At 41.9% G+C, this 24,252-nt stretch carries 17 protein-coding genes; 6 read left to right on the top strand and 11 right to left on the bottom strand.

Annotated features, from left to right (window positions below):
- Window positions 1-211 precede the first annotated feature (211 nt).
- From ACFSKV_RS14145 to ACFSKV_RS14105, 9 genes are all read right to left on the bottom strand, one after another.
- The gene (locus tag ACFSKV_RS14145; RefSeq protein ID WP_380804010.1) at window positions 212-1,102 is read right to left on the bottom strand and encodes an alpha/beta hydrolase; all 891 of its coding nucleotides are present in this window, start codon (window positions 1,100-1,102) and stop codon (window positions 212-214) included.
- A gap of 8 nt (window positions 1,103-1,110) precedes the next feature.
- Window positions 1,111-2,334: an alpha/beta hydrolase-fold protein gene (locus ACFSKV_RS14140; RefSeq protein ID WP_380804007.1), complete on the bottom strand. Its 1,224-nt coding sequence runs from the start codon at window positions 2,332-2,334 to the stop codon at window positions 1,111-1,113.
- 11 nt (window positions 2,335-2,345) lie between these two features.
- Window positions 2,346-3,110, bottom strand: a complete 765-nt coding sequence (locus ACFSKV_RS14135) for a hypothetical protein (protein ID WP_380804004.1) — start codon at window positions 3,108-3,110, stop codon at window positions 2,346-2,348.
- A 2-nt stretch (window positions 3,111-3,112) separates the two neighbouring features.
- The gene (locus ACFSKV_RS14130; RefSeq protein WP_380804001.1) at window positions 3,113-3,889 is read right to left on the bottom strand and encodes a hypothetical protein; all 777 of its coding nucleotides are present in this window, start codon (window positions 3,887-3,889) and stop codon (window positions 3,113-3,115) included.
- 4 nt (window positions 3,890-3,893) lie between these two features.
- Entirely contained in the window at window positions 3,894-4,340 is a 447-nt protein-coding gene (locus ACFSKV_RS14125; RefSeq protein WP_380803998.1) for a DUF4440 domain-containing protein, read from the bottom strand.
- Window positions 4,337-6,370: a S9 family peptidase gene (locus ACFSKV_RS14120; protein WP_380803995.1), complete on the bottom strand. Its 2,034-nt coding sequence runs from the start codon at window positions 6,368-6,370 to the stop codon at window positions 4,337-4,339. The genes ACFSKV_RS14125 and ACFSKV_RS14120 overlap by 4 nt, the downstream gene beginning before the upstream one ends.
- A 14-nt stretch (window positions 6,371-6,384) precedes the next feature.
- A complete protein-coding gene (locus tag ACFSKV_RS14115) occupies window positions 6,385-8,028 on the bottom strand; it encodes an arylsulfatase (RefSeq protein ID WP_380803992.1) in 1,644 nt (547 codons plus the stop codon).
- A gap of 235 nt (window positions 8,029-8,263) precedes the next feature.
- Window positions 8,264-9,574 (bottom strand): APC family permease, encoded by a 1,311-nt coding sequence (locus ACFSKV_RS14110; RefSeq protein ID WP_380803989.1) that lies wholly within the window; start codon window positions 9,572-9,574, stop codon window positions 8,264-8,266.
- Between the two features lie 795 nt (window positions 9,575-10,369).
- Window positions 10,370-12,388 (bottom strand): S9 family peptidase, encoded by a 2,019-nt coding sequence (locus tag ACFSKV_RS14105; protein ID WP_380803988.1) that lies wholly within the window; start codon window positions 12,386-12,388, stop codon window positions 10,370-10,372.
- Window positions 12,389-13,119: 731 nt separating this feature from the next.
- Between ACFSKV_RS14105 and ACFSKV_RS14100 the strand changes: the two genes are divergently transcribed.
- The 4 genes from ACFSKV_RS14100 (at window position 13,120) to ACFSKV_RS14085 (ending at window position 20,825) form a co-directional block, all read left to right on the top strand.
- Entirely contained in the window at window positions 13,120-17,220 is a 4,101-nt protein-coding gene (locus ACFSKV_RS14100) for a two-component regulator propeller domain-containing protein (protein WP_380803985.1), read from the top strand.
- Between the two features lie 345 nt (window positions 17,221-17,565).
- A complete protein-coding gene (locus ACFSKV_RS14095; RefSeq protein ID WP_380803982.1) occupies window positions 17,566-19,299 on the top strand; it encodes an NHL repeat-containing protein in 1,734 nt (577 codons plus the stop codon).
- Window positions 19,300-19,807: 508 nt separating this feature from the next.
- Window positions 19,808-20,422, top strand: coding sequence for a hypothetical protein (locus ACFSKV_RS14090; protein ID WP_380803979.1), 615 nt, complete (start codon window positions 19,808-19,810; stop codon window positions 20,420-20,422).
- Between the two features lie 148 nt (window positions 20,423-20,570).
- Window positions 20,571-20,825 (top strand): hypothetical protein, encoded by a 255-nt coding sequence (locus ACFSKV_RS14085; RefSeq protein WP_380803977.1) that lies wholly within the window; start codon window positions 20,571-20,573, stop codon window positions 20,823-20,825.
- A gap of 482 nt (window positions 20,826-21,307) precedes the next feature.
- On the opposite strand, the gene ACFSKV_RS14080 is transcribed toward ACFSKV_RS14085, so the two are convergent.
- The gene (locus ACFSKV_RS14080) at window positions 21,308-22,072 is read right to left on the bottom strand and encodes a DUF6090 family protein (protein WP_380803974.1); all 765 of its coding nucleotides are present in this window, start codon (window positions 22,070-22,072) and stop codon (window positions 21,308-21,310) included.
- A gap of 7 nt (window positions 22,073-22,079) precedes the next feature.
- Window positions 22,080-22,610 carry a nuclear transport factor 2 family protein gene (locus tag ACFSKV_RS14075; RefSeq protein ID WP_380803971.1) on the bottom strand — a complete coding sequence of 177 codons (531 nt, stop codon included), beginning with the start codon at window positions 22,608-22,610 and terminating at the stop codon, window positions 22,080-22,082.
- Between the two features lie 287 nt (window positions 22,611-22,897).
- Here ACFSKV_RS14075 and ACFSKV_RS14070 point away from each other — a divergent pair, with 287 nt between their 5' ends.
- Both ACFSKV_RS14070 and ACFSKV_RS14065 read left to right on the top strand, forming a co-directional pair.
- Window positions 22,898-23,545, top strand: coding sequence for a DUF4136 domain-containing protein (locus tag ACFSKV_RS14070; protein ID WP_380803968.1), 648 nt, complete (start codon window positions 22,898-22,900; stop codon window positions 23,543-23,545).
- Between the two features lie 3 nt (window positions 23,546-23,548).
- The gene (locus ACFSKV_RS14065) at window positions 23,549-24,178 is read left to right on the top strand and encodes a hypothetical protein (RefSeq protein WP_380803965.1); all 630 of its coding nucleotides are present in this window, start codon (window positions 23,549-23,551) and stop codon (window positions 24,176-24,178) included.
- Window positions 24,179-24,252 lie beyond the last annotated feature (74 nt).

The following is a 24,252-nucleotide window of genomic DNA, read 5'->3' as shown; positions in this document are numbered from 1 at the left end:
GCTTTCGAGAATCTTTGCTGTCATAGATAGAGATTCACCATATGTGGACATTTATAAGTACGCAGCTTGAAAATAATTAACAAAATTGTACTATTCCACTTGCTTTAACCTTAGAATACAGGCAGGTCGGCAAGGAGTTTTTGGCGGATTTTGCGGAAAAATTTAATCATTGTTATTTCATTTATTTAAGGCTGTTTTGTGATACTTATAGTTACTTGCCAAATAAAACCCTGAGCGTTCTGCTGATGGAAGCGGCTACCACTGAATTATGGGTTTCATCTTCGAAAATATTAGAAGTTAACTTTAGACTCCCATAATTACGACTCTGGAGAGAATCAGTAAAAGCCAGCATCTTTGGGACAATGCTTGTACCCTCCTTGCTTCCTACCGAAATAAACACCTTGGCATTTAAATCCTGGTTTTGCTGAGAATACAGCTGCTCCAAAGCAAAAATTTCATCCTTATTCCACCAAAATGAGGGACTGTTGATGCCAAATCTGCTGAAGGTATTTGATGCTTTGAGCAAACAATAACCTGCAAATAATCCTCCAAAGGAATGCGCTGCTATCCCTCTGTCCTGCGTGGTTTTGTATTGTCCATCTATAAATGGAATAATCTCATTTTGGATCATAGCCAAAAAAACCGGGCCTCCTCCGGATAATAATGCTCCTTCCTTAAGGTCAAAAAGGTTTAAAAAAGCAGGATTGGAGTCACTTGCCGGATCAGCGGAAGGGGTATAGTCAGTCCATCGACTGCTTATCCAAGGAGAATAGGATTGCTCCCATTCATCACCTATGCCAATGATAATCACCTCCTCAATCTCTCCAAACATGTCCAAAAGGGTCCTGGCAGCATGGGCAATCGGAAATGAAAAACTTCCATCCAAGAGGTATAGTACCGGATATTTTACACTGTCGGCAGGAGAATAATGTGGTGGCAGAGATACGGTCAAATGATAACTTTTTCCATTGGTTGTGGAGTGGAACAGGTGTTGTTCTTGCTGATTGATAACAGGGACAGGCCCTTTTTGTGCTGTTGCCTCAAAGGAAATAGTGATAATAAAAATTATTGGAAGGCTAATTGTGAAGAAAATTTTTAGCATATCATTCCTTATTTAATGATTATCGGCTTTGCAGTGTAAGCGGCACTTAGAAATTTCCAGGTTCCGTTTTCTTTCAGTAAAGTGAAATAATCCATATTATGGGATTGGGCTTTCCCCTCCCGGTAGAGGATGGCATCTGCCTTCACAAAAGCCAATTGACCTTCGCTGATATGGATGGTGTAATTGGATACCGGTTCGGTAAATCGGGATGGGTTTTCGTTTTTACTGGACAAATAATCTTCAATAGTGGTGGTAAACGTATTCCACTTTCCTTCCCTAAAGCTTACCCCACCAATTGTCGCCCTTGGTAGAAACATAGGCTCAATGGCCTCCAAATCCCCGTTTCCAACTGCAGTTAAAAAGCTTTCAACTAATTTCTTGACCGCTGATTCGTCCGATTCGGCTGCAGGTCTTGTTTCCTCCGATTCAAAAATGAATCTAACCCCATCATAAAAGCCCGGATATGGGACATGGCCGTAATCGGCATAAGTGACATACTTGTAGGAAATCCTTTCCCCCAACCGGGATTTGATCAGTTCCGAAAAGTCCGCCAATTGCTTATGGATTACCCGATCGGCGTCATAGGGATCGTTCAGGGAATTGGCCATAAAGATTTTTCTGCCCTCAAAATCGCCTGGTTTTTGAAAAGCCTTTTCGCTCAAGTCCAGAAAATAAGCATTGCTTTCTTCAAACCAACCTGCACTATGTCCGATATAGGCTTCAAATAAGGTGGGTTTGGTAAGCAAGGCATACAATGTAAAAAGACCACTTAGAGACTGTCCTTTGAGGATTCTTTGTCCGTTGGTCCGGTAGGTTTTTTCGATAGAGGGAATCAGTTCTTTTTCTATAAAAGAAAGGAAATCTTCTGCCCTAGGTGGTCCGGGATAGCCTTTGGCCACCACAGGCATCATATCCCGGCTTCGGTCAGTATTCCTAATCGCAACTATGACCATCTCGGGAGCGAGGTCGTACAACTTTCTGAGATCAGAGATGGCGTTGAAAAGCCCACTTTCCGAACCGTCAAGCAGGTACAAAACGGGATAGGATTGACCTGAAGAGTGGTAGTCAACAGGAAGGTGGATCAATAGTTTTCTGTTTTCCCGCAGAATCTCTGAGTGGATGCTATCCTGAAATCCTATTTTGATAGAGATATCCTGTGCAAGAAGGCTTCCGGACTTACTCCATCCCAAAAGGATCAGTAGCAAAAGGCAATTTATATAAGTGTTTTTCATGATAATAATGCCTAATACAATTTGTATTTGTCTTTGATCTCTTTGATCAGGTCTTCACTGAGTAGCAGCTGCGCCTTATACTCCTGAAGAGAACGCCCCGTCATTGTCCGAACGACGGCGACTTTATTGATAAATAAGTCCAAGGTGTCTTGATCCTGGATCTTGATGTAGGTCTCTTTGGTAATGGGCTTGTTGAACCGTAACTCACCAGTTACCTCAAAATTGATCAGTGTTGCGGCTAGTGGTACCAATTCCCACTCTGCCTTTTCTATAAGCTCATCCCGGAATACTGTTTTCTTCAATTGGTTGTCATAGGCATTCATTTTATTGACCAGCCTTTGATCAAAATACCTCAGGGTACCCGAGGATTTCATTTGGGAATAAGTGCCGTCTGTTGGGGAAAAAGGAAAAGTGGAGAAAACCATCGTCATACTTTTGTAAAATGCCACCGTATCCCAATCCCCACCAGGAGCATGAAGCATGCGAAGGAATTCATCCATGTTTTGGTCTTTCTCCTCCATAAACAAAATCCCTTCCTGCAAGGCTTTTCTGTCCTGTTCCAAATCTTCCAACATGGATTGCGCAAGGACTTTGGCGCTTTTGTTTTCGACGTAGGCTTCCCGCTGGTTTTCTACAAAAAAGCCCAGTGAGATAGCTAAAAACAGCATAAAGAACTCTTTGATATAGGATTTCCAGTTTCTCTTTTTAAAGACCTTTAACTCTTTTGCATTGGATTCTTCCATAGTCTGATCTAGATCTAAAGGCTGATTTTCCATGGTCAGTCGAGTTTATATTCTGAATGAATCAATTCCAATAAGCGGCCTGCATCAGACTTTAAGGATTCTGCTCGGAGGCTATTGCCTTTGGTCATTTTGGATAAGTAATGGATCTGAAAAGCAATCTCATTGATGACCCCAAAATCAGCTGTGATCAATTGGGGATTGGTGGTCGGCATGACGAATCTCATTTCTGAATCCATCGTAGCGTTCAATTCTGCGGAATGGAAAACCCTCCCTCCCATTTCGCGAAAGGTGGATTTGGTTCTGTTGTCATTCTCATCCCATTCCTCCAACACCTTTACTTTTTTCTCATATGTAAGTAATTCATTGACGACGATTCTTTTTCGAAGCAGCCTAAGATTTCCTGCATTTTTGAGCTGCTGGATAGTGCCGTCAGAATAGAAAAATGACTGGTCATTGAATACCTGCCTCGCCAAAAAGTAAATCTGATTTCCCAACGAACTACGCTCTTCTGATAGGATCATTAATGCCAAAGAATCCATGAGCACGCTTTTTTCTTTCCTGAAGGAGATATACCCACTAAGGTTGGTCGTATCCGTTTTTAAGTCTTCTATCAAAGAGAGGATATATTCTTTTTCAATCTTTTTTGCACTCAAAGACTCTCTGTAATTCTCCGCAAGGAATCCACAGAAGACTGCCAAAAAAAGCATGAAGAATTCCTTCAGATAGGACTTCCGATTCTTCTTTTTAAAGGAATTGATTACTTCTTTGTTGGAAAGGTCTTTCTCAGTTTCAGGGGCTTGATTTTCTTCCATAAGCTTAATTTTCAAGTGTGACAAACAACTGTGAGTGGATGAGCCAAGTCCCAGAGGCTTTGGTCCATTGGGCGGAGTACTTCCCTCCCACCACTGCCTTATCCGAACCTTCTACATATCCTTTCCAGGTTCCCGTTTCCCACGCCAGCTTGGTTTTCTGATTGACCAATACTTCATCCGGAGTCCGGATCCAATACATCCTCGGTCCTGTCGATTCCTGGATATACTTCATCAATTCCTTTTTTCCGGAAATCAAGGTGCCTGCACCGGTGGTGATCAAGGCGTCTTCTGTGGAAAAGGTCGCATTCAACTCATCATCAAAAACACGAAGGGCCTGATTGGAAGCCTCTCGTTGGGCAAGAATCTGAGACACCTCAGCCTCCTGCGCAAAGGCGAAGGTGACAATTAAAAGCCCTGTTAGGGAGAGTAATGTTTTTCTTATCCAACTCATTGCTGATCCCGGTAATGATTAAACCAACTCAAAATAGCCGCTGACTTACTCATCAGCATGCTGGGTCGATTGACCAATCCATGGGAAGCATTCGGAATACGGACCATGGCAGCTTCCACTCCCTGCAATTTGAGCGCAGTATAATACTGCTCTGATTCAGAAATGGGCGTTCTAAAATCCTGCTCACCCGTCAGCAGCATGGTCGGGGTTTTCACATTGCCAACCAGCGATAAAGGTGATCTTCTCCAGTAATTCTCCTGATCCTCCCAAGGCATTTTTCCGAACCAATACTTCGCAAAGAAAGCCGGGTTGTCCGCATGTAGGACAAAACTTGTCCAGTTGATCACGGGCTTGGCCACCACGGCAGCTTTGAAACGGTTGGTTTTACCCACAATCCAAGCCGTCAGAACTCCCCCTCCGGAGCCTCCTGTAACAAATAGGTTATTTGTATCGATATAGCCCTTGGCAATCACTGCATCCACTCCGGACATCAGGTCTTCATAGTCATGATTGGGATAGTCATGGTGTATCAAATTCCCAAATTCCTGACCGTAACCGGTACTTCCCCTCGGATTGGTATAGAGGACCACATAACCTGCCGCAGCATAGTTTTGTATTTCGTATGCAAAAGAAGGCCCGTACATGGCAAAAGGTCCTCCGTGAATTTCAAGAATGAAGGGATATTTTTTTGTTGGATCAAAATCAGGGGGAGTAACTATCCAACCCTGAATTCTTCTGCCATCGAAACTGGATTCCCACCATATTTCTTCGGTTTTGCCGATTTTTCGGAAGGAAAAAATATCATCATTTAAAGCAGTGATCCGGGTGGTGTTTCCTCCATTCCAAACGGCCAGATCAGCAGGATGTTCTGTACTACCGAGGGTAAAGGCGACACGGTTATTGGAAGAAACTGTATAGGAACCTACGTTGTAAGGCCTTCCCAAATCCAAACCTCCAAGTCCTTCAACTATCGTTCGGATTTTTCCTGTAAGAGCTACATGCCCCACTTTGACATCACCTTGGTCATCATACTGAAAATAAATCCCTTGTCCATTTCCTTCCCATTGCGGATTATTTGCATCACGGTCAAGGTCCGCTGTCAGGTTTTTCACACTGGTTCCATCCGTATTCATGATATATAGATTGGTCACCATATAACCCTGAAAGGTATCATCATGTCCAGTGAAGGCAATCATTAGGCCGTCAGGAGAAAGTGAGGGATCACCGTCCGGTCCAAACCTTGAAGTCAAGGCTTTTACTTCACCTGAAGCCAAATCCAAACTATATATTTCTGAATTTCTGGGTTCCAATTCTGAACTTTCATGGAGGTTAGCTGAGAAAAAAAGGCTTTTTCCATCTTTTGCCCAGATAGGATTTCCATGGTTATGTGATGTGAAAGTGCGCTGTCGGGGCGTTCCCCCATCAATTCCCAAAGTAAAAATCTGAGATTTGCCGGATTTTAAATACCCTGCCCCATCACTCCGATAATTTAATTCACTGATAAAGATCGGTGCTGCATTCCATTCTGCTCCTTCCGGTTTGGCAGGAAGGTTCAGCATCGAATTTTTGGTTTCAGGCACAAATTGGGTAAAGGCCAACTGACTGTCATCAGGACTCCAGGACACTGCATCAGGTGGTATTGCAGTATTGGTCAGTGTTACTGTTTCCCTCGTATCCAGATACATGACAAATAGCTTGACCTTTTCGTCATCCTGATTGGACAGGAATGCGAGTTTCTTACCGTCATTGGACCAACTCGGGGCATAATCGCGCTGATTTCCCTGGGTGAGTTGTCGGATCCGGGAACCATCGATATTACTGATCCAGAGATTGGAATAATCCCGGTCGGTCAAAATGTCCTTGAAATTCCGGACAAAAACAACCTGGGTGCCGTCCGGCGAAATCTGGGGTTCACTGACATATTCCATATAGAATAGATCGGTCAGTTCTAGATTGGTTTTTTCCTGGGCATTCGTTTCTAGATGTAGTAGAAACCCAAGCACTAGGAATAGGATTAAGTGTTTTTTCATAGTCATCTTTATTTTTAATTTAGTCCTTCTCCTTGTTTTGGAGAAGGAGTAACGATACCGACCTGCTTGGAAAATTTCTCCCATTCCTGCAGAAGCTCTTGGTATTTTTCAGGATTCACCTCTTTCAAATCCTGCTGCTCGGAGAGGTCATTTTCTAAATTATAGAGCTCGAAGTTTTCCAATTCAAAAGGTTTTTTGGTATTCAAAAGCTTCCATTTTCCTTTTCTGAGCATCGCATCGCCCCGGTGTTCCAAGCCAAAAACATAGGTGGAATCATGGATAGGTTTTGGATCTCCAGTCAACGCAGGTAAAAGAGAACTTCCCGCTAATCCTGAAATTTCTTTCCCTCTCCAGGTTTTCGGATAGGGTATACCTGCTAGTTCGTAGAAAGTCGGAGCCAGATCCATGATGCTGAGAAATTGATCGTTGATTTGGTTTTGGGGGCTGACTCCCGGACCTGAGATAATCATGGGGGCATTCATTCCCCCTTCGGTAGTATAACCTTTGAAGTATTTGAAAGGGGCTGTACCTGCCTCTGCCCATTGCGGACCGTAGGAAATAAAGGAGTTTTCTTGGCCCATATCTTCAAATGCATCTGAGTAATTTTCCTGTAGAAATGGCCCAAAATAGTCATGGTAATAGAAGTCCTCCGCTGCGGCACCGTTATCTGACAAAAACACGATGAGGGTATTTTCGTATTGGCCAGTTTCCTTTAGATGGGAAATCAAACGCCCGATGTTATAGTCCAGGTTCTCCACCATACCGGCATAGAGTTCCATCTTTCGGGCTTCTTTCTTCTGTTCTTCGGGAGAAAGCGAATCCCAAGGTTTGACCCGGGTGTGAAGCGGAGGTGTTTGCGCGGCAGCGTGGATCATCCCTGCTTTTTTGAGGGATTCCAATCTTTTTTCGCGAAGGACTTCGTAACCGACATCGTAGCGGCCCTCATATTTTTTCCAGTAGCTTGAATCTACCTGTAGAGGCCAATGCGGGGAAGTGTAAGCGGCAAAAACAAAAAAGGGCTGTCCATCTTCGCGGTCAGCATTGAGGTAGGATATCAATTTATCTGTATAAAAATCCGTGGAATAGGCACCTGCTGGCCAATTGGCTTCTTCCCCATTTTCAGTATAAATTGAAACCGGAACATCCGGGAAGATACCTCTTTGGCTGTAGTGGTTGGCCCCACCTTCCAAGGTTACAAAGGATTTTTCAAAACCTTTGTTGGCGGGATTGGCCTCTGCAGATCCTCCCAAATGCCATTTTCCGGCCATATAAGTATGGTAGCCTGCCGAGCGAAGCAGTTCAGGAACAGGAATAATCCTATCGCTGAGTTGTCCCTCGTATCCGGGAACACCCGTGACCAAATCCTGTGAACCCATACCGGCCACATGGTTAAAATTACCCGACAGCAACATGGCCCTGCTTACCGCACAAAATGGGGCAGTGTGAAAGCGGCTGAAACGAATTCCCTCTTTGGCCAACTGATCCAGATTGGGCGTGGAAATGTCTCCTCCAAAGGAACCCATATCTGCATAACCCAAGTCATCGGCCATAATTAAAAGGATATTAGGAGGCTTAGGGGCTGGTATTTCTTTTTGGCAGGAGAAAAGTAAAATACCAAAAAAAGCAAATAGAATGATTGTTTCGATCTTATGGTTCATTTGTGGTTTTTTTCTACAGCGTTTTCTAGGTAATGCTAATAAGTTTAATCCTTCTTAATCAATTAAATATTTGAGGTTCGAAACCTGACAGGTTTTTCAAGCTCAATGTGAGGTTTTAATGCTTTTCTTGTCAATAAACCTGTCAGGTTTAACTTTTTAAAATGTGATAAATCATGGTTAGTATTTGGTTAATAGTAAATAAGATAAATGTTTTTTGATGAATTTCATTATCCATTTAACCTTTATTCTTCTTCCACATCCTATACACCTTACCCAGGAAATAAATCCCTGTCAAAACCACAATCAAGGTCAGTATTCCCTTTATCTCAAGTCCTGTCAAATTGGAAAGGAAAAAGAGAATAATACCTGCTGAAAGGATAGGAACGGTATAACCAAAAGGAATTTTGAACCCCCCATTATTCAAGTCTTTCTTTCTTCGAAGACCGATCACCGAGAGCGAAACGCCAAAATAAACCAACAACACGCTTGAAGCGGCAATTACGGCCAGTTGTCTAAAGCCTCCTATAGTGGCAAGGGTAAAGCCCAGGCCGCTGTACAGCAAAATCGCCAAATATGGGGTTTTGAATTTGTGGTGGATAGAAGCCAACCTACTGAAAGGAATCACCCCATCCCGGGAAAGTCTAAAAATCACTCTTGGAATATTCAGGATCTGCCCACTGACCATTCCAAACATGGATATCCCTGTTCCAACAAAAAGAAGGGTATATCCTACGGGTCCAAAAACAACTTTAGCAGCTTCTGCCAGAGGTGCTTCTTTTAGATTTGGAAGGTCGTTGCCCAAAATTCCCTGAGAAACCAATTGGATAAGTACGTAGAGCAATAACACACCCGAAATCCCTATAAAAATCGCACGGGGTACTGTCTTTTGTGGGTTTTTGATTTCCCCTCCAATCGACAGGCCCGCATCCCCACCCATAAAAGCAAAAAACAAGATCAGGGAAGCCTCTCCCAATTTTTGGATGGTCGGTTCAGATTCCCAAGATAAATTGACCCATTGCACATCTTTCCAGCCAAAGCTTATAAGGAGCAAAAGTGGAATCAATTTGGCGACGGTAGTGATTTTGACCAGTCCAATTCCCTGTTTGACACCAATGACATTGATCATGGCCAAGCCTGAAAATAAAAGAAAGAGGGAAAATATTCTAAGAGGCGGAGTCTTGAAAATCGGGAAAAGCAATGCTATAATCTCCACTAGGGCATTGGAAACTGCCGCATCTGCAAAAATACTTCCCATCAAAGAGAATATTGAAACCAAAAATCCGGGATAAGCTCCAAAGGCAGTCTCCACATAAGCGTATCCTCCACCGGAATGGGTCACCTTGCTCCCTACCTCTGCAAAACAAAGCATGACCAAACCGATCAGCAATCCACAAAACAGATAAGCCAAAACCCCTGAAGCCCCCATGGTTTCGGCGATGATGGCCGGAAGTACAAAGATGCCCGCACCGATCATGATATTGACGATATTGGCCGACAGCCCCCATACGCCTACTTCGCGTTTTAATCCTTCCTGGACTATTTTCATGGTTGATTAAAAAATTGGGGTGAAAAGGATTTTGTCATCGTGTAGAATTTGGAAAATAAATGATGTAGAAGATAAAAAAATGAAGTGGTCTATTTCCTCTAAAAAGGACGAAAGGTGGGATTTTCTTCCCCAATGAGGGGTTTAATTTTTCGGAGGTGGATTGGAGAGAATAAATTACACTTTGATTAAAAATATCTGATAGGATTAAACATTGTCATACCTGTTCTTTTTCGAATTCAACCCCTTCAGGGTTGGGAAATTCACGGATGTCTTATCATCATACCCCACATTGACATGTGGGGCTAATCGAATTGATTCCCTTCAGGAATCAAATTAAACATCAATTTAAAATTATGCGAGATATTTCCACTGGGAAGCTCCTCAGGAATCAAACTGGGCAAAACAATTCAAAAATGATCGATTTAATTCCATCACATCCAAGATCTTAAGAGATTATATTTTTGCAGATTCCAGCACAATAACTGATCAAATTGATTCCTGGCAATAACCAGCAAGCACTTCAGGAATTAAACTTGAAATAAAGCGGTTTGACATCTTTGTACAATAAGTCTAATCAATCACAAAGTGATTGAATCTGATTAGCCACACATCATGATGTGTGGTCGAATTAACCATATCCAATTATCCTTTCAACTCTGGAGGAGTTGAATTTCAAAGATCTCTTCCCCAAATATGGTTTTTGCAAAAATATATCCTTTAATCCCCGCTTCTTGGGCTGGAAGTATGGGGATGAACCAATCGAAAATCAACACCTAAGCCTCACATCTATATCTATCACTTCATATATTTCTCAAACCAGGTCAAAATGCGCGGTGAAACATCCATCAGGAATTTTGGTTCAGTGGGTCCATGCGGAGTTCGTGGATACATGATCATTTCTGTGTCCACTCCCTTTCGCTTCAATGAATTATAAAACTCCTGCCCCTGGGCAAGCGGCACCCGCAAATCATTGGCACCGTGAATTACCTGAGTGGGAGTGACTACATTTTTCATATAGTAGATGGCAGAATGCTTTTCATATTCCTCGTAATCTTCCCAATATTCTTTCCCACCTGCATGTGCTACCAGGTAGTCAGGTATATCGGTAGTGGTTACCATGGAGATCAGATTGGGTAAGCCGGCTCCCATGCTGGCTGCGTTGAACCGATCGGTTTGGGTCACGATCCAACTTGTCATATAGCCTCCATAACTCCAACCCATAACAAACTGATTTTCCCTGTCGGCAATTCCCATATCCAAGACATGATCTACCCCCGTCATTAGATCCTCATAATCCCCAAAACCCCAGTCGCGTACATTGGCATAGCGGAAATCTTTCCCATAGCCTGTGCTGCCCCGTGGATTGGGACGAAGCACGATAAATCCATGCTGCGCAAAATACTGGGTCATATAAATAGAAGGTGCACCGGTATAGGTTTGCGAGAAAACTCCTGCTGGTCCTCCATGAATCTGCAGGATAATAGGATATTTTTTGCCCGGTTGATAATCGACCGGATAGGTGAGAATTCCTTCAATGACCAAGCCATCCCTTGAATTCCATGAAATCACCTCGGTTTTCCCAAGGGCAGGAGGATCAAAATTGGCATTGATACTGCTGATTTTCTTTGCATTTTCACCCCGGATTCCTGCGGCAAAGACCTCTTTTGGGGTATTCACATCTTCAAAGGTGAAGCTGATCCGATTTCCGGATTTACTCACCGAAAATGCTCCCGCCGAGCCATTGGTCGAAGTCAGGATAGGCAATTCAGATTCTGAATAGGCCAAGTAATCTCCCTTGGGCAATTGAAGATCACTGCTGGAAGGCAGGGCAATCAAAGCCTGAGAGGTTTTGTAATTTTCAGCAATAAAAAGATGGGTTCCATCTTCAGACCAAGCGACGATGTTAGCACTGCGATCCGGTGTTTTCTGAAGTTCGATCACATCCCCACCGCTTGCTGCTACTTTATAAATATCCATAAGCCCCACTCTTTCGGGTCTTCCACCAGAAGACTGAAAGGCTATCCATTTGCCATCAGGGGAGTACCTTGGGCCAGTATCTACTCCTGGCCTTTTTACTATCGTTGTAACTTTACCGCTGTCTGCAGGAATGATCGCAATATCGGATTCCAGTCCGCCATCATTGATGGTGGGATTAGGGGCAAAAGAAAATGCAATCGTGCTGCCATCCGGTGACCAATCGAAACCATTGACATGATAGGTGCCTCCGGTTAGTTGTTTTGTTTTGCGGGTACCGTCTTTTGCCGCTTCAAGTGAGATGGTATAGATATGATTGTATTTATAGTCTTTGTCCACCAGGATTACATCGGTCTTTTCCTTTTTTCTCTTTTCCTCTTCTTCGGTTTCAGGATCTTTCATTAAGTAGGCGATATGTTTACCATCGGGAGACCATTTAAATGAGCTGACGCCTGATTTTGCAAAGGTGATCTGTTCAGCTTCACCGCCCATAAGTCGTAAGACAAAAATCTGGTTTTTATCGTCAACACGGTTGGAAAGGAATGCAATCAGTTTTCCATCGGGGGAGAACTGGGGCGCCGTGGAGGATTTTTCACCACGGGTATACTGCACATCCATAGTTCCGTCAGTGGCAGCCACCCAAAGTTGACTGTTGTATTCTGATTTTTCTCCTTCCATTATAGGAACATTCACAACATAGGCAATGAATTTACCATCGGGTGAAATGTTTGTGGCAGTAATGTTTTTATACTGCATGATTTTCTCTGCAGTCCATGTGTTTTGGCCAAAAGAAAAAAAAGAAAAGACCAAGAATAAGGCTAGAAAGATGGTATTTTTCATGTTGAGTATTGAAAATTTGGCATTTACAGAAAGGTTATTAGATCCAATGCACATCGTCATATTGAGACGGAGCCTGCGGAGTCGAATGCCTGCCCAGCAGTATTGCGGGGGATCTCCCATATAACCGGAGACTCTTCGCCTCACTCAGAGTGACGCACGTTCCTGTCAGTAGTAGGTACGAGGGATCTCACGAGTTTCTATTTAGGTTAATATCATTAACTGATCCTCTGGAGATGCCCCGAAAGCATCGAGGCAGGCTTTCCTATGTCAGAATGACGATTTCTCCTACATATGTTATTTTTTGCATGCTATATTCAGAAATATAAGGAAAACATCCGGGTATCAAAAGCCCAGGGTATTTAAGAATATTTGCCTAAGATTATTCAAATGGAAATCATTTATAATTCATTGGCAAGCCGTACATTAAAATCCAATAAAATAGGGACCGAAAATTGTCCTTTTGGACCTGTCCCCTATAATTAAAGCCAATTTGATTTCTAATACAGATGAAGGGTTTTGTAAATGCATATGGTTATTAGATAAAAAAATCAAAATTCATGAATCCTGACTTAGGACGAACTGCCCGGATTTCTTCCCCAATTGGGAGTTATATTTCCCGAATGAAAAATGTCGAACCCAGGTTATTCAATGAAGGAATTTAGGTCAAAATTTGATTTAGGAATTTCAATAAATATATTTTAAGTTGTTGATTAGAAACTACTTGAAAACAGATGATTCGCCCTAAACTCTTACTATTTTTCACTTTTTCAACTATTTCTTTTCTATGCAAAAGCCAGGAGATCAAAATCACACCCATTCCTTTTACATTTGATCCAGCCTTCACCAATATTGTGGGAATGTGCCAGGACGAAAATGGTTTTATATGGCTAGCTGACAACTATAATGGGTTAACAAGATACGATGGGACAAGCAAAAAGTATTTCAAGTCCAAGCCCAATGATAGTAACTCCCTTTACACAAACAAGCTGGAATGCATTTATTCCGGGAAAAGTGGATTTTTGTGGATTGGGAGCAAGTTTGAAGGATTGGATAGATTTGACCCGATATCCGAAACTTTTACTCATTTCCAACATGATCCAGGCAATCCTCATAGCCTTCGTGATAACAATGTATTTGCCCTTTTGGAGGATCGGACAGGTACCTTATGGATTGGAACAGCAAAAGGACTCGACACCTTGGAGAGAAATACAGGTCATTTTATTCATATCGGTGACGACAGTCCGGGAGGTCGCTCTATCAAAGAGGCAACAGTTAGAAGCATCTATGAAGATCACGCAGGCCAGATTTGGATTGGCGCAGGCAACCCTTTCGATTTTCCCGATCATCCTTCTTCAGGATTATACAAGGTTGAAAAGAATTCAGGTCTGATCACTCACTACAGACATGATGCGGAAGACACGATGTCACTCGTTGGAAATAGGATACGGGCTATGTTTGAAGACAGCAAAGGCAATTTTTACGTCGGTTCAGATGGGGATGGACTCCATATCATGAACCGGGAAAAAGGCATATTTCAACGATTGCCCAATGTCCTCAATAATCCAAATGCGTTCTCACGCCCACCTGTTAACCCAAACGCCCGCTATGCTGTCGATCACATTACCTTTATCAATGAAGATTCTCAAGGGTGTATTTGGGTCGGAACTTATGCGGGAGGGATCAACCGCTACAATCCGAAATCGAAGACGATGGAATTTTTTGGTCGATCCGGAGAAGGCTCCCATTATCTGGAAAAGGACGACTTTTGGACCTTACTTAAAACCAAGGATAATCTTATGTGGATTTCAGGATGGGAGCCCGAGACAGAGAATCAGGTGTTGTTTCAAATTTCTACTTTACAAAACCACTTTGACTATACTGACATCGGATCTAGGGCCTTTGTATTCGCCCAAGGCAAGGAGGCTGAAATTTGGATTGGAACCCAGACGGGCCTGCACGGTCACCATGTGAATGAATCTCCAGATAGTTTTTTTACTTTTGTCCAACAAACAATTGGATCCAAAAGTATTACTGATCTTAAATTTGACAATCAGGATAATCTATGGATTACCATCCCGTTTGGTGCATACTTTTTCGATCGAAAATCATTTACCTACCAATTCTATAGCTCGGAGCAAAAGAATAAAAACGGGTTTATCTCACCTATGGCTTCTGTGGTACTGCCTGACCATGATGGCAATACTTGGGTAGGTACAGCGGAAGGCTTAGACCACCTGAATTCAAAAAGTGGAAAATTCACTCATTATAAGCATGATCCATCTAACCCGAACAGTTTAAGTTCCAATTATGTAACAAGTCTTTTCCAAGATTCTAAAGAAAGAGTTTGGATAGGCACAGAGAATGGTTTTAACCTTTATCGTGAAGGTTCTGCTGATTTTGAAAGATTTTTAGATAGCGCAGGTGTGTCAGTTATCGGAATTCATGAGGATAGCCGACAGCGAATTTGGGTCAGTTCCTACAGGTCAGGCTTTTTTTTATTAGATCCTGAGGCAGGAATTATTAATAATTATTACGATGATACCGGTCTGATTACAGATTTGCTCCTCATTACAGGGATCGTAGAGGATGAATCAAAATTACTTTGGTTGTATACAGATATTGGATTCATTCGCCTTGATCCTGAAACTAAAAATGCAGCACTCTTTGGAACCAGTTGGAAAAAACCTAGCCAAACCGGATTTTATTCCTTAAACACGTTTATTTCTAAAAATAATGAGATTTTTGTCGGCAATGCAACGGGTTATTTTTCTTTCAGGCCTGCAGATTTTGAAATGCATTATCCAACTGAACCAGTTCCTTATTTAGCCGCTTTTTTTCTGGGAGATCGTAATATATCCTCCCAAACAGATAAAAAAATCCTACCTAAGCATCTCAATGAAACCAATGAGATACAGTTGCCTCACCATCTTAATACCTTTAGGTTTGAGTTTGGCAGTATTGATTTCGCGACTTTGGAATCTGAAAAAAACCTTCGATATAAACTGGATAACTATGATAAAAACTGGAGGAGCGGCGTAGCACACACTGCGGATTATTACGCATTGCCACCAGGAGAATATGTTTTTCATGTACAGGCCACTAACCGATATGGAAAAGTGGGGCAGCGATCTATTACCATTACCGTGATGCCACCTTGGTTTACCCAATGGTGGGCTTGGTTGGCGTATGTCATGCTGCTGTTTTTACTGCTGTATGTAGTCTATAGCTTTTTGCTTCGCAGAAAACTGGCTCAAGCCGAAGTTATACGTCTACAAGACCTTGACCTCGTCAAAAGCAGGATTTATACCAATCTGACTCATGAATTCCGCACGCCATTGACAGTGATTTCTGGGATTGCTGATCATATTATGGCAGAACCCACCGTCGAGCATATGAAGGAGGGCTTGCCAATGATCAAACGCAATAGCGTGGCTTTGCTCAGACTGATCAATCAGATGCTGGACCTATCCAAACTTCAGTCAGGTAGATTGACCGCAAAAATGATCCATGACAATATCCTGACTTATTTAAAGTACCTGACCGAGTCCTTTCATTCCCTGGCCGATTCCAAGGATATCCGATTGCATCTACTCCCCGGTTTTGAGGAGTTGTACATGGATTTTGATCCGGAGAAAATTCAAGCCATTTTTTCCAATTTGGTAGGAAATGCTGTAAAATTCACGCCCCCTGGAGGTAATATTTATATTAAATTAGAAAAGATCAGCTCTAGAGAAATGGGAGATTTTTTGGAAATTAAAGTGAAGGATACCGGTAAAGGAATTCCTTCCCAACATTTACCCTATATTTTTGATCGTTTTTATCAGGTGGATGATTCGGCTACGAGGTCAGATGAGGGAACCGGAATTGGCCTGGCACTCACCAAAGAGCTGGTGCAACTGATGTCCGGAACCATAGAAGTCAGCAGTCAGGTGGGAAAAGGTACGGAATTTACACTTAGAATTCCCATAAGAAAAGTTGCTCCAAAGAGTAATGCAGGCGAATTGGCCCATGAAACATGGTCATCTGTCAAGGATTTGGTGGATGCATCTTCTTTTGGTGCTGAGGATGATTACGATGAAAGCCTCCCACTGGCCTTGCTGGTGGAAGACAATGAAGATGTGTTGAGCTATCTGGAGCTCTGCCTCCAAGACAAATACAAAATCCAAAAAGCCAGAAATGGCCTCCAAGGCATCCAATTGGCCATTGAAATGATTCCGGACATCATCGTCAGTGACGTGATGATGCCAGAAAAGGACGGCTACGAACTCGTCGAAGGACTAAAAAAAGATGAACGAACCAGTCATATTCCTATCATCCTACTTACTGCCAAAGCAGATCTGGAATCCCGATTGGAAGGTCTAGAAAGAGGTGCTGATGCCTACCTTTCCAAGCCCTTTGAAAAGAAAGAGCTGGAAGTCCGACTGAGGAAATTGATTGAGGTTCGCCAAAAACTTACAGCGCGCTATGCTACACTTAACCCAATAGGAAACCCCGAAACTCCTGCCGAAATACAAGAAGATGCTTTTCTGGAAAAACTCCGTTCTATTGTGGATGCACATATGGAAAGTGAGGAATTTGGAATTGGCGAGTTGTGCAAAGATCTGGGCATAAGCCGGACTCAGCTTCATCGTAAATTGAAGGCCCTGACCAATAAGTCCACATCCCAAGTCATCCGAACGATACGGATGCAAGAAGCAAAGAAGCTTTTGCTAAATTCAGCCTTGAATATTTCAGAAATTGGCTATGCCGTGGGATATGGCAATCCCAGTCATTTTACCCAAGAGTTTACCAAAGAATTTGGGGAAGCCCCGAGCTTTTTTAGAAAAGGGTGATCCTAATTCAAAGCCCAGCAACAATTTTTTTACTCCGCCATTTGGGTTCTACTTTTTCTTCCTGGCTAAAAAAACCGTAGAATTCGGATTTTTTCTGTTTTGGAACATAGTCTAATCCATCTGCAACAATAGCTACGGACATATCCTCTATTTCAAAATAACTTACCTACATGTTTATCTCTTTCATTTGGAACTGAACTCATGTCTATTTGCAGAATTAAATTTTTGAATCTCGATAAGGCTATTGTTCTGGAAGAATGAGTAAAAATGGCTCTTTAAATGGGCAAAACCCAAATACATATAAAATTCTCTATTTAAAACTTAAACCATCAAAACCCAAAAATTATGAAACTTAAACTGATTTCCATTTTTACTTTCTTTGTTGTTTTAGCTTCCATGACGGCATGTTATGAATTGGAGGAACTCTCTAATATGAATGCCAGGAAGAATAATTCAAAAGTCCTTGTGAAGGAGATTTACACCGGTTCTCCCATAAAAAGCGCCAATGGTGTGAATTTCGGTCCGGATGGCAATTTATATATCGCCAGTTTTGCCGGGCAGGAAATAGTCGTGATGGACAAACAAAACGGCAAAATCCTCAATAGGATTGGAACTGACGAAGGAGCGATCTCACCTGACGATTTGGCATTTGGACCTGATGGATCGCTTTATTGGACTGATATCAATATCGGCTATGTAGCGCGCATGACTCCACAAGGAGTGGTGACCAAACAATTTGTTGCACCAGGAGTCAATCCTATTACCTTTTCTGAAGATGGACGTCTTTTTGTAGGACTCTGTTTTTTGGGAGATGGACTATATGAGCTGGACCCTAACCTTATTGCCCCACCGAGGCAAATCATTGCTTCCACTCCGGCAAATCCATTTCCACTTGGCTTTTTGAATGCATTCGATTTCGGTCAAGATGGCAAATTATACGGACCGTTATTTGCAGGTGGCGCCGTGATTCGGGTAAATGTCGGAGGGCCCGGAACTCCAACTTCTACAGATCCTTTTGGGGATGGTACCGCGGAATTCTTAGCCGGGGGTTTCACCGTTCCCGTTGCTGCCAAATTTAACTCCGAAGGAGTACTTCATGTCCTGGATCAATCAGGAGAAGTATTTACATTGAACACCGAGACAGGTGAAAAAACACTTTTGGTAAAAATTCAAGAGGGACTAGACAACTTGGCCTTTGACTCTAATGATGTCCTCTATATTTCTAATGCAGATTTTGGCTCGATAGTACAAATGCTGCCTAGTGGTCAGCCACGCACCATAAGCCGTGAAGGGATGATTGCACCTATGGGCTTGGCAGTTTTACCGGGAGCAAATAATAAAGACGCACTGTATGCAGCCGATTTGTTCCGATTGTACCAATTGAATGGATTAACCGGTAATAAGGAAAATGTTTTTAAAGGTGACTTACTTGGTCGTCCAGGTAATCTGACCACTCCTTTCACGCTTTCTGCAGACAGGGAGAATCTGATTGTATCTTCCTATTTCGGAGCAGTTGTTCAAATCTGGAATCCACAATCTGATCAGGTCATTGAAACTTATCCAATGGAGATTCCAATAGATGCCATTAGGTTTAAAAATGACATAGCAGTGTCCGATCTTGGACTTGGAGGCGTGGTATGGGCAAGTGATCATTCGGTAATCCTGCCTATAGACAACGCCAATGTATTTGCGCCAAGTGGTCTGGCAACTGACGGGGAAACCTTATGGGTAGCTGATTGGGGTACAGGAATTGTTTGGCAAGTAGGATTTAACGGTAATACCCCAATCACACCTTTTCCTTTAGCAACGGGATTAAAGGGTCCGGAGGGATTGGCATGGGATAAAGAAGGTGGCCTGCTGGTTGTGGAAACCGATGCTTCAAGGTTATCACGCATAGACCTGGCCACAGGAGAGGTGAGCAAAATTGCAGATGGTCTCAGCCTGAGTGGACCGGCTGTTGGTCAGGATGAAGCCTTACCTCCTACATACCTTTTTGATGGGGTAGCTATTGGCCAATCCGGAGATATTTATGTTTCGGGAGGTGGTAAAAATGTAATTTACCGTATTTCTAAAAATTGAGGAAAAGCTCATTGATTGAATTTTTTTAAGCTAAAAGGGTAACCAACTCCTCCTTTTCCATTCGGAAGAGGGGGAGTTTTTTTCAACTTTTAACCCTAATTCTTGAAGCAGATACGTTTGTTTATTCTTTCAAGGTCCGAAAGGGGAATGTCTATCATCGGATTGCCCGAAGTAATGTCCTTTATATGGAATACGTGCTTGAGCAATGTCAGGGCCTTCTCTTTCCCTCTGCTTTTTTCATGTTCCCCTATAGCTAAAAATGTTCCCACCGATCAGTCGAATGCATTTGAAAACCACTTTTTCCCGACCTGCATTGAGTTGACACCATGTTGATTTGTCGCCTCCTCCCGTTTTGTTGGTTTTATTAAGCTAGATCAGCATTTTTTTGGATTTGTAACAAAATATAAAGCATTTGGAACAAGAACTACAGTCTGACTTTGAGCATCTAAGTACCTTAATTCTGTAAATATTCGCTATTAATAAATTTTAATCATTAAACCATCATATCATGAAAACAATGAAACACATTATTGGAAAATCAGTATTAGGTGCTGCTTTTATTACAGCCTTTTTTGTTACAATCTCTTGCAGCCAGTTCAGTGATGCCTACGACAGTGATGAATTAATTGCTCAAGAAGCTTTGAGATTGCCACCGGACAGTAATGAATTAATCGATATTACAGCAAGAAAGAGCAATGCTGTTACCCGACCGGTTAGCATTACTTTGGAAGGTATCGACAATGCAGACGGTCCAGGAGGTACCTTCACTGGAATAATGACGCATCTGGGAAAAATAACCGGTGTGGGTGGTCTAGGCGAAGTTTATGATATCCAAGGTAACGTATTCAAATTTAGGACCTTACCGGGGGAAAAAGATATTATCTATGCCGCGAACGGGGACGAGGTTTGGGCGGCTACCGAAGACATGATCATTACTTTTAACTCAGAGACCACTGCCGTCTATACCCAATTAATTAATTTCATAGGAGGTACTGGCCGATTTGAAGGCGCTTCCGGTTTTTTGGAGATTGAAAATGGTACTTTGGAAATCGTTGGTTTAAAAACAAATGGCGACCCCTTAATCAGGACTTCTCACGTAGGCAATGGAGAAATAACGTATTAATCCATTTTGGCATTGCAATAATAATGAACCCGGTCATTTATGACCGGGTTTTTTATGCGGTAAAAGTTCTATTATATTTCGACCCATGGAATCCTCTAATTGATTTGTTTTTTTTAATTACCGATACAAATCCCATCTTCCATGAGTGATGTATTGGATCGATCAAGTGAAGCTTTTAGATAATACCAATGTATTTTGGCCAATTGGTCTGGCAACTGACGGGGAAATCTTATGGGTAGCTGACTGGGGCACAGGTATTGTTTGGCAGATAGAATTTAAAGAGATACTCCAATCACACCTTTCCTTTAGCAACGGGATTAATGAGCCCCAGAAGGATTGGTTTGGGATAAAGAAGGTGGCCTGCTGGTTTTTGAAGCCGGTGCTTCACGTTTATCCCGCATAGACTTGGCGACAGGAGTAACGAACTCCCCCTTTTAAAGGTAGAAAAGGGGGAGTTATCTATAAGGTTGAATCTGACCTACCTAATGTTGGCATCCTGATTTTAAAATTCAACTCCTTCAGAGTTGGGAGGTTTCGGGCTAGATTATCATTATTTTCCCCACATTAGCATGTGGGGCTAATCGAATTGATTCCCCTTGGGAATCATGTTTGGGAAAAACATAACCACAAAGGCCCTGGCTAAAGACAGGGGTGAACCTGATCAACCATTCAAGAAATGTGTAATCTATAATTGTCGTTCCCCCAAACCCTCAACCACAAAGTGGTTGAAAACGATTAGCCACATTTGAAATGTGTGGTTATTATTAGCGGTATGTATTTATCCTTTCAACCCTGAAGTGGTTGAATTTTAAAAATATCCTGTGAGCTACCATGAATTATTGCAATTATTGATTTTTCCAATATTTTAATTGACATTATATAACATTAGCTTTTCGTTTTTATAGCACCTTCCAAAATTTCTATCAGGACAGAAGTGTCATCTTTTATTTGTTGGAGCATGATAATACAATCCTTATTGATCCAATAATGAACGGCTGCATTCCGCAGATACATCTCCTGATTTGCTCTAATTTCTTCAGCCATGGTTTTGATGGATATCTCAGGAAAAAGAAATGAAGTAATGGCAGTATCAAATCTTAAGGCATCAGTCTGGATAAATAGAGGAGCATCAATGGGCATGGCCCAATCGGCATTGATCTTATAATCCCATTCCACAGCTTGGTAACTTTGGTAGTGGGTAACAATTTGGTCTCTTAATCCGGTATCCTTAATTATACCAAGGTTTCCTGTACTGGATAAGTCCTCGTAGGTGGAAATGGAAGGGTTGAAACGGGGATAAAGGGAGCCATAAATCATAAATTCACTTGCACTTTGGATCAATAGGGAATCACTGCTATCCGAATCTTTGAATGCATTGCTGAGATTTGTAATTTTCTGATTGTTATTTTCCAGCCGCTCAATTTCGGCTGCGAAAGTAAGCACATCACTTTTGTTTTCCTGGATCAACCTGTTGAGGTATGATTTTTCCTGTTGGTCGAGTTTTCTGTTTTCATTCCATGTATTGATGCTCAAGGCAATCAATATTCCGATGACCACTAATACTATTTCCCCAACAGCATAGGCCAGGTATCGGGTGACTCGATTTTGCTGGAGGAGATTTTGCCGGATTTTTCGGAAAAGTGGCATCATATCTTGTTCAGTTTTGGATTTCGTACTGATTTTTCAGCGCGGCCATACCTCCCAAAATCAACCATTTATCCTCCACCTTTTTCCAGGTATGGGTAAACTTATAAGTCTCCTTACGGACTACTTGATTATTCGAATCGGTCCAAAAATAATCTGTGTCGTAGAATACCATCACCACATCCCCAATGGCATTGGAGGCCTTTTTATGTAAGAGATAGCTGAATTTCAGATCCGGGTCCTTGTGTAAATCAGGAATCCAAATGGCAATCCCATTTTTGCTGGAAACCCCATCCCCAAAACTAGGGTAGCCGATAAAATCTTCGTGCCAAAGTGTTTTATAGGATACTGTATCGATGTTCTGTACATATTCCCAATACAGTTCTTCCATATGCCAGGCTTCATCCTCCAATTCAGATTTGCTAATCCTGGATCCTGTTTTCTCAACTTCTGAAAAATTTTTGCTGGTTTTGCTGCAACCTACTATGATATGTGAAGCAAGTAATGCACAGACTATAAGTTGGTTTGATTTTTTAGTTTTCATTTACCTCGATGTAGACAGAAATAATGGGAATAAAAATTGTTTAAAGAATTGAGCTATCCTGTTAAGAAGGCTTTTGAAAATAAGATAAAAAAATCAGCAATTCAGTATTGCTGGCTTGGGACGAAAGCCCTTGATTTCTTCCCCAATGCAGGGTTTTATTTTCCGAATTAAAAATTGGGAAAATGGAGTATCTTTTTTCCAATTGTTTTCTGGCATGATAAAATAGAAAAAAAATAAAGATTAGTTCAAAAGTTTTTTGTTTACATTTGAAATTAAACTTATCATCAATGAAAAATTTTACCAGCCTTTTTAAGCTGCTCGCTTATGTAATCTTTTTGTTGGTTAGCAGTTGTTACCCCATTAGTCCGGAATTTGTTTCGGACTTTGATTCTGTTTTTACCGAGAAATCAAATGCTGATTTTGATTTTGCAAATCCAGCTATCCAAACTTACTATTTGGCAGATACAGTAATTGTGTTGACCGATCCTAGTGTATCCGATACCAACCTTGAGGTGGATTTTGAACTTGTTTTAAATCAGGTACGCTTCAATATGAACCAAGCAGGTTACACAGAAATTTCAGATAGTAATTTAGCTACCCAAGCAGATTTTCTTGTTTTGGTAAGTGTAAACCGTTCTGATAACTACTTCTCCACTTGGTGGGGAGGTTGGGGCGGCTGGGGCGGTTGGGGCGGTTGGGGCTGGGGTGGCTGTTGCTTCTTTCCACCTGTCGTCACTACTTCCAATATTCGCACCGGGGCCATAATAGTAGAGCTATTGGATGGGAAATCACTTCCCCAGAGAAACCAAACTATTCCCGAGGTATGGTATGGGGTTGGCTCAGGTTTATTTAGAGGAAACAACACTAACCTAACAACTCGCACCTTGAGAGCCATTGATCAAATGTTTTTACAATCACCCTACCTTAATCGTTAACCGATGAAAAAAATACTGTTTTTTTTCGCCATCATTATTTTTGGTCTTTCAGCAAATGCCCAAACGAATAACAATAGGATTCCGAACTTCCGGAAAAACAACTTTCGCGTCAATTACGATGTGGCCGTTCCTCTTGGTAAAATGTCAAATGATTTCATCAACAACATGTCCTGGCGAGGGGTAAGTATAGAAAACCGCTGGGCTGTTAAACCCAAAATTTCTGCGGGGTTTTTGATAGGTTGGCAGGTTTTTGCGCAGCGTTTTGATAATTTCACACAAGATTTAAACGATGGTAATTCCGCAATACATGGCAACCAGTTTCGGACTATAAACACCTTCCCTATTCAAGGAACTGTACATTATACCTTTATCGAGGACTCGGATATCATGCCTTGGGTGGGTTTGGGCATTGGAACCGCGCATTCCAATCAGGTACTGCAAGTTGGTTTGTATGAAGTTCAAAGGACTATCACAAGCTTTTCTATGACCCCACAAGCCGGTATTGATGTACCGATAAATAGAGTTAGTTCAATTAGTCTAAGCACGCGTTACAATTTCTTTCTTCATAGCAATCAGCCCTTCAACTATTCATTTATGGTGTTTAGTATAGGTTTAAAGCAAAGATATTTTTAGTAATCCCAGCCAAATGGAAGGATTTGTATCAATTACTCATTTTTAAGACTTTGAAAACAATCCTTGGTTTCTAC

The organism is Shivajiella indica, assembly GCF_042683085.1.
Taxonomy (GTDB): Bacteria; Bacteroidota; Bacteroidia; order Cytophagales; family Cyclobacteriaceae; genus Shivajiella; species Shivajiella indica.
The sequence above is the reverse complement of the archived record's forward strand: the minus strand, read 5'-3'. Positions and strand labels throughout refer to the sequence as shown.

Excerpts from the sequence above, each read along its gene's own strand:
- ACFSKV_RS14145 (WP_380804010.1), bottom strand. The coding sequence starts at position 1,102 with ATGCTAAAAATTTTCTTCACAATTAGCCTTCCAATAATTTTTATTATC.
- ACFSKV_RS14140 (WP_380804007.1), bottom strand. The coding sequence starts at position 2,334 with ATGAAAAACACTTATATAAATTGCCTTTTGCTACTGATCCTTTTGGGA.
- ACFSKV_RS14135 (WP_380804004.1), bottom strand. The coding sequence starts at position 3,110 with ATGGAAAATCAGCCTTTAGATCTAGATCAGACTATGGAAGAATCCAAT.
- ACFSKV_RS14130 (WP_380804001.1), bottom strand. The coding sequence starts at position 3,889 with ATGGAAGAAAATCAAGCCCCTGAAACTGAGAAAGACCTTTCCAACAAA.
- ACFSKV_RS14125 (WP_380803998.1), bottom strand. The coding sequence starts at position 4,340 with ATGAGTTGGATAAGAAAAACATTACTCTCCCTAACAGGGCTTTTAATT.
- ACFSKV_RS14120 (WP_380803995.1), bottom strand. The coding sequence starts at position 6,370 with ATGAAAAAACACTTAATCCTATTCCTAGTGCTTGGGTTTCTACTACAT.
- ACFSKV_RS14115 (WP_380803992.1), bottom strand. The coding sequence starts at position 8,028 with ATGAACCATAAGATCGAAACAATCATTCTATTTGCTTTTTTTGGTATT.
- ACFSKV_RS14110 (WP_380803989.1), bottom strand. The coding sequence starts at position 9,574 with ATGAAAATAGTCCAGGAAGGATTAAAACGCGAAGTAGGCGTATGGGGG.
- ACFSKV_RS14105 (WP_380803988.1), bottom strand. The coding sequence starts at position 12,388 with ATGAAAAATACCATCTTTCTAGCCTTATTCTTGGTCTTTTCTTTTTTT.
- ACFSKV_RS14100 (WP_380803985.1), top strand. The coding sequence starts at position 13,120 with ATGATTCGCCCTAAACTCTTACTATTTTTCACTTTTTCAACTATTTCT.
- ACFSKV_RS14095 (WP_380803982.1), top strand. The coding sequence starts at position 17,566 with ATGAAACTTAAACTGATTTCCATTTTTACTTTCTTTGTTGTTTTAGCT.
- ACFSKV_RS14090 (WP_380803979.1), top strand. The coding sequence starts at position 19,808 with ATGAAAACAATGAAACACATTATTGGAAAATCAGTATTAGGTGCTGCT.
- ACFSKV_RS14085 (WP_380803977.1), top strand. The coding sequence starts at position 20,571 with ATGTATTGGATCGATCAAGTGAAGCTTTTAGATAATACCAATGTATTT.
- ACFSKV_RS14080 (WP_380803974.1), bottom strand. The coding sequence starts at position 22,072 with ATGATGCCACTTTTCCGAAAAATCCGGCAAAATCTCCTCCAGCAAAAT.
- ACFSKV_RS14075 (WP_380803971.1), bottom strand. The coding sequence starts at position 22,610 with ATGAAAACTAAAAAATCAAACCAACTTATAGTCTGTGCATTACTTGCT.
- ACFSKV_RS14070 (WP_380803968.1), top strand. The coding sequence starts at position 22,898 with ATGAAAAATTTTACCAGCCTTTTTAAGCTGCTCGCTTATGTAATCTTT.
- ACFSKV_RS14065 (WP_380803965.1), top strand. The coding sequence starts at position 23,549 with ATGAAAAAAATACTGTTTTTTTTCGCCATCATTATTTTTGGTCTTTCA.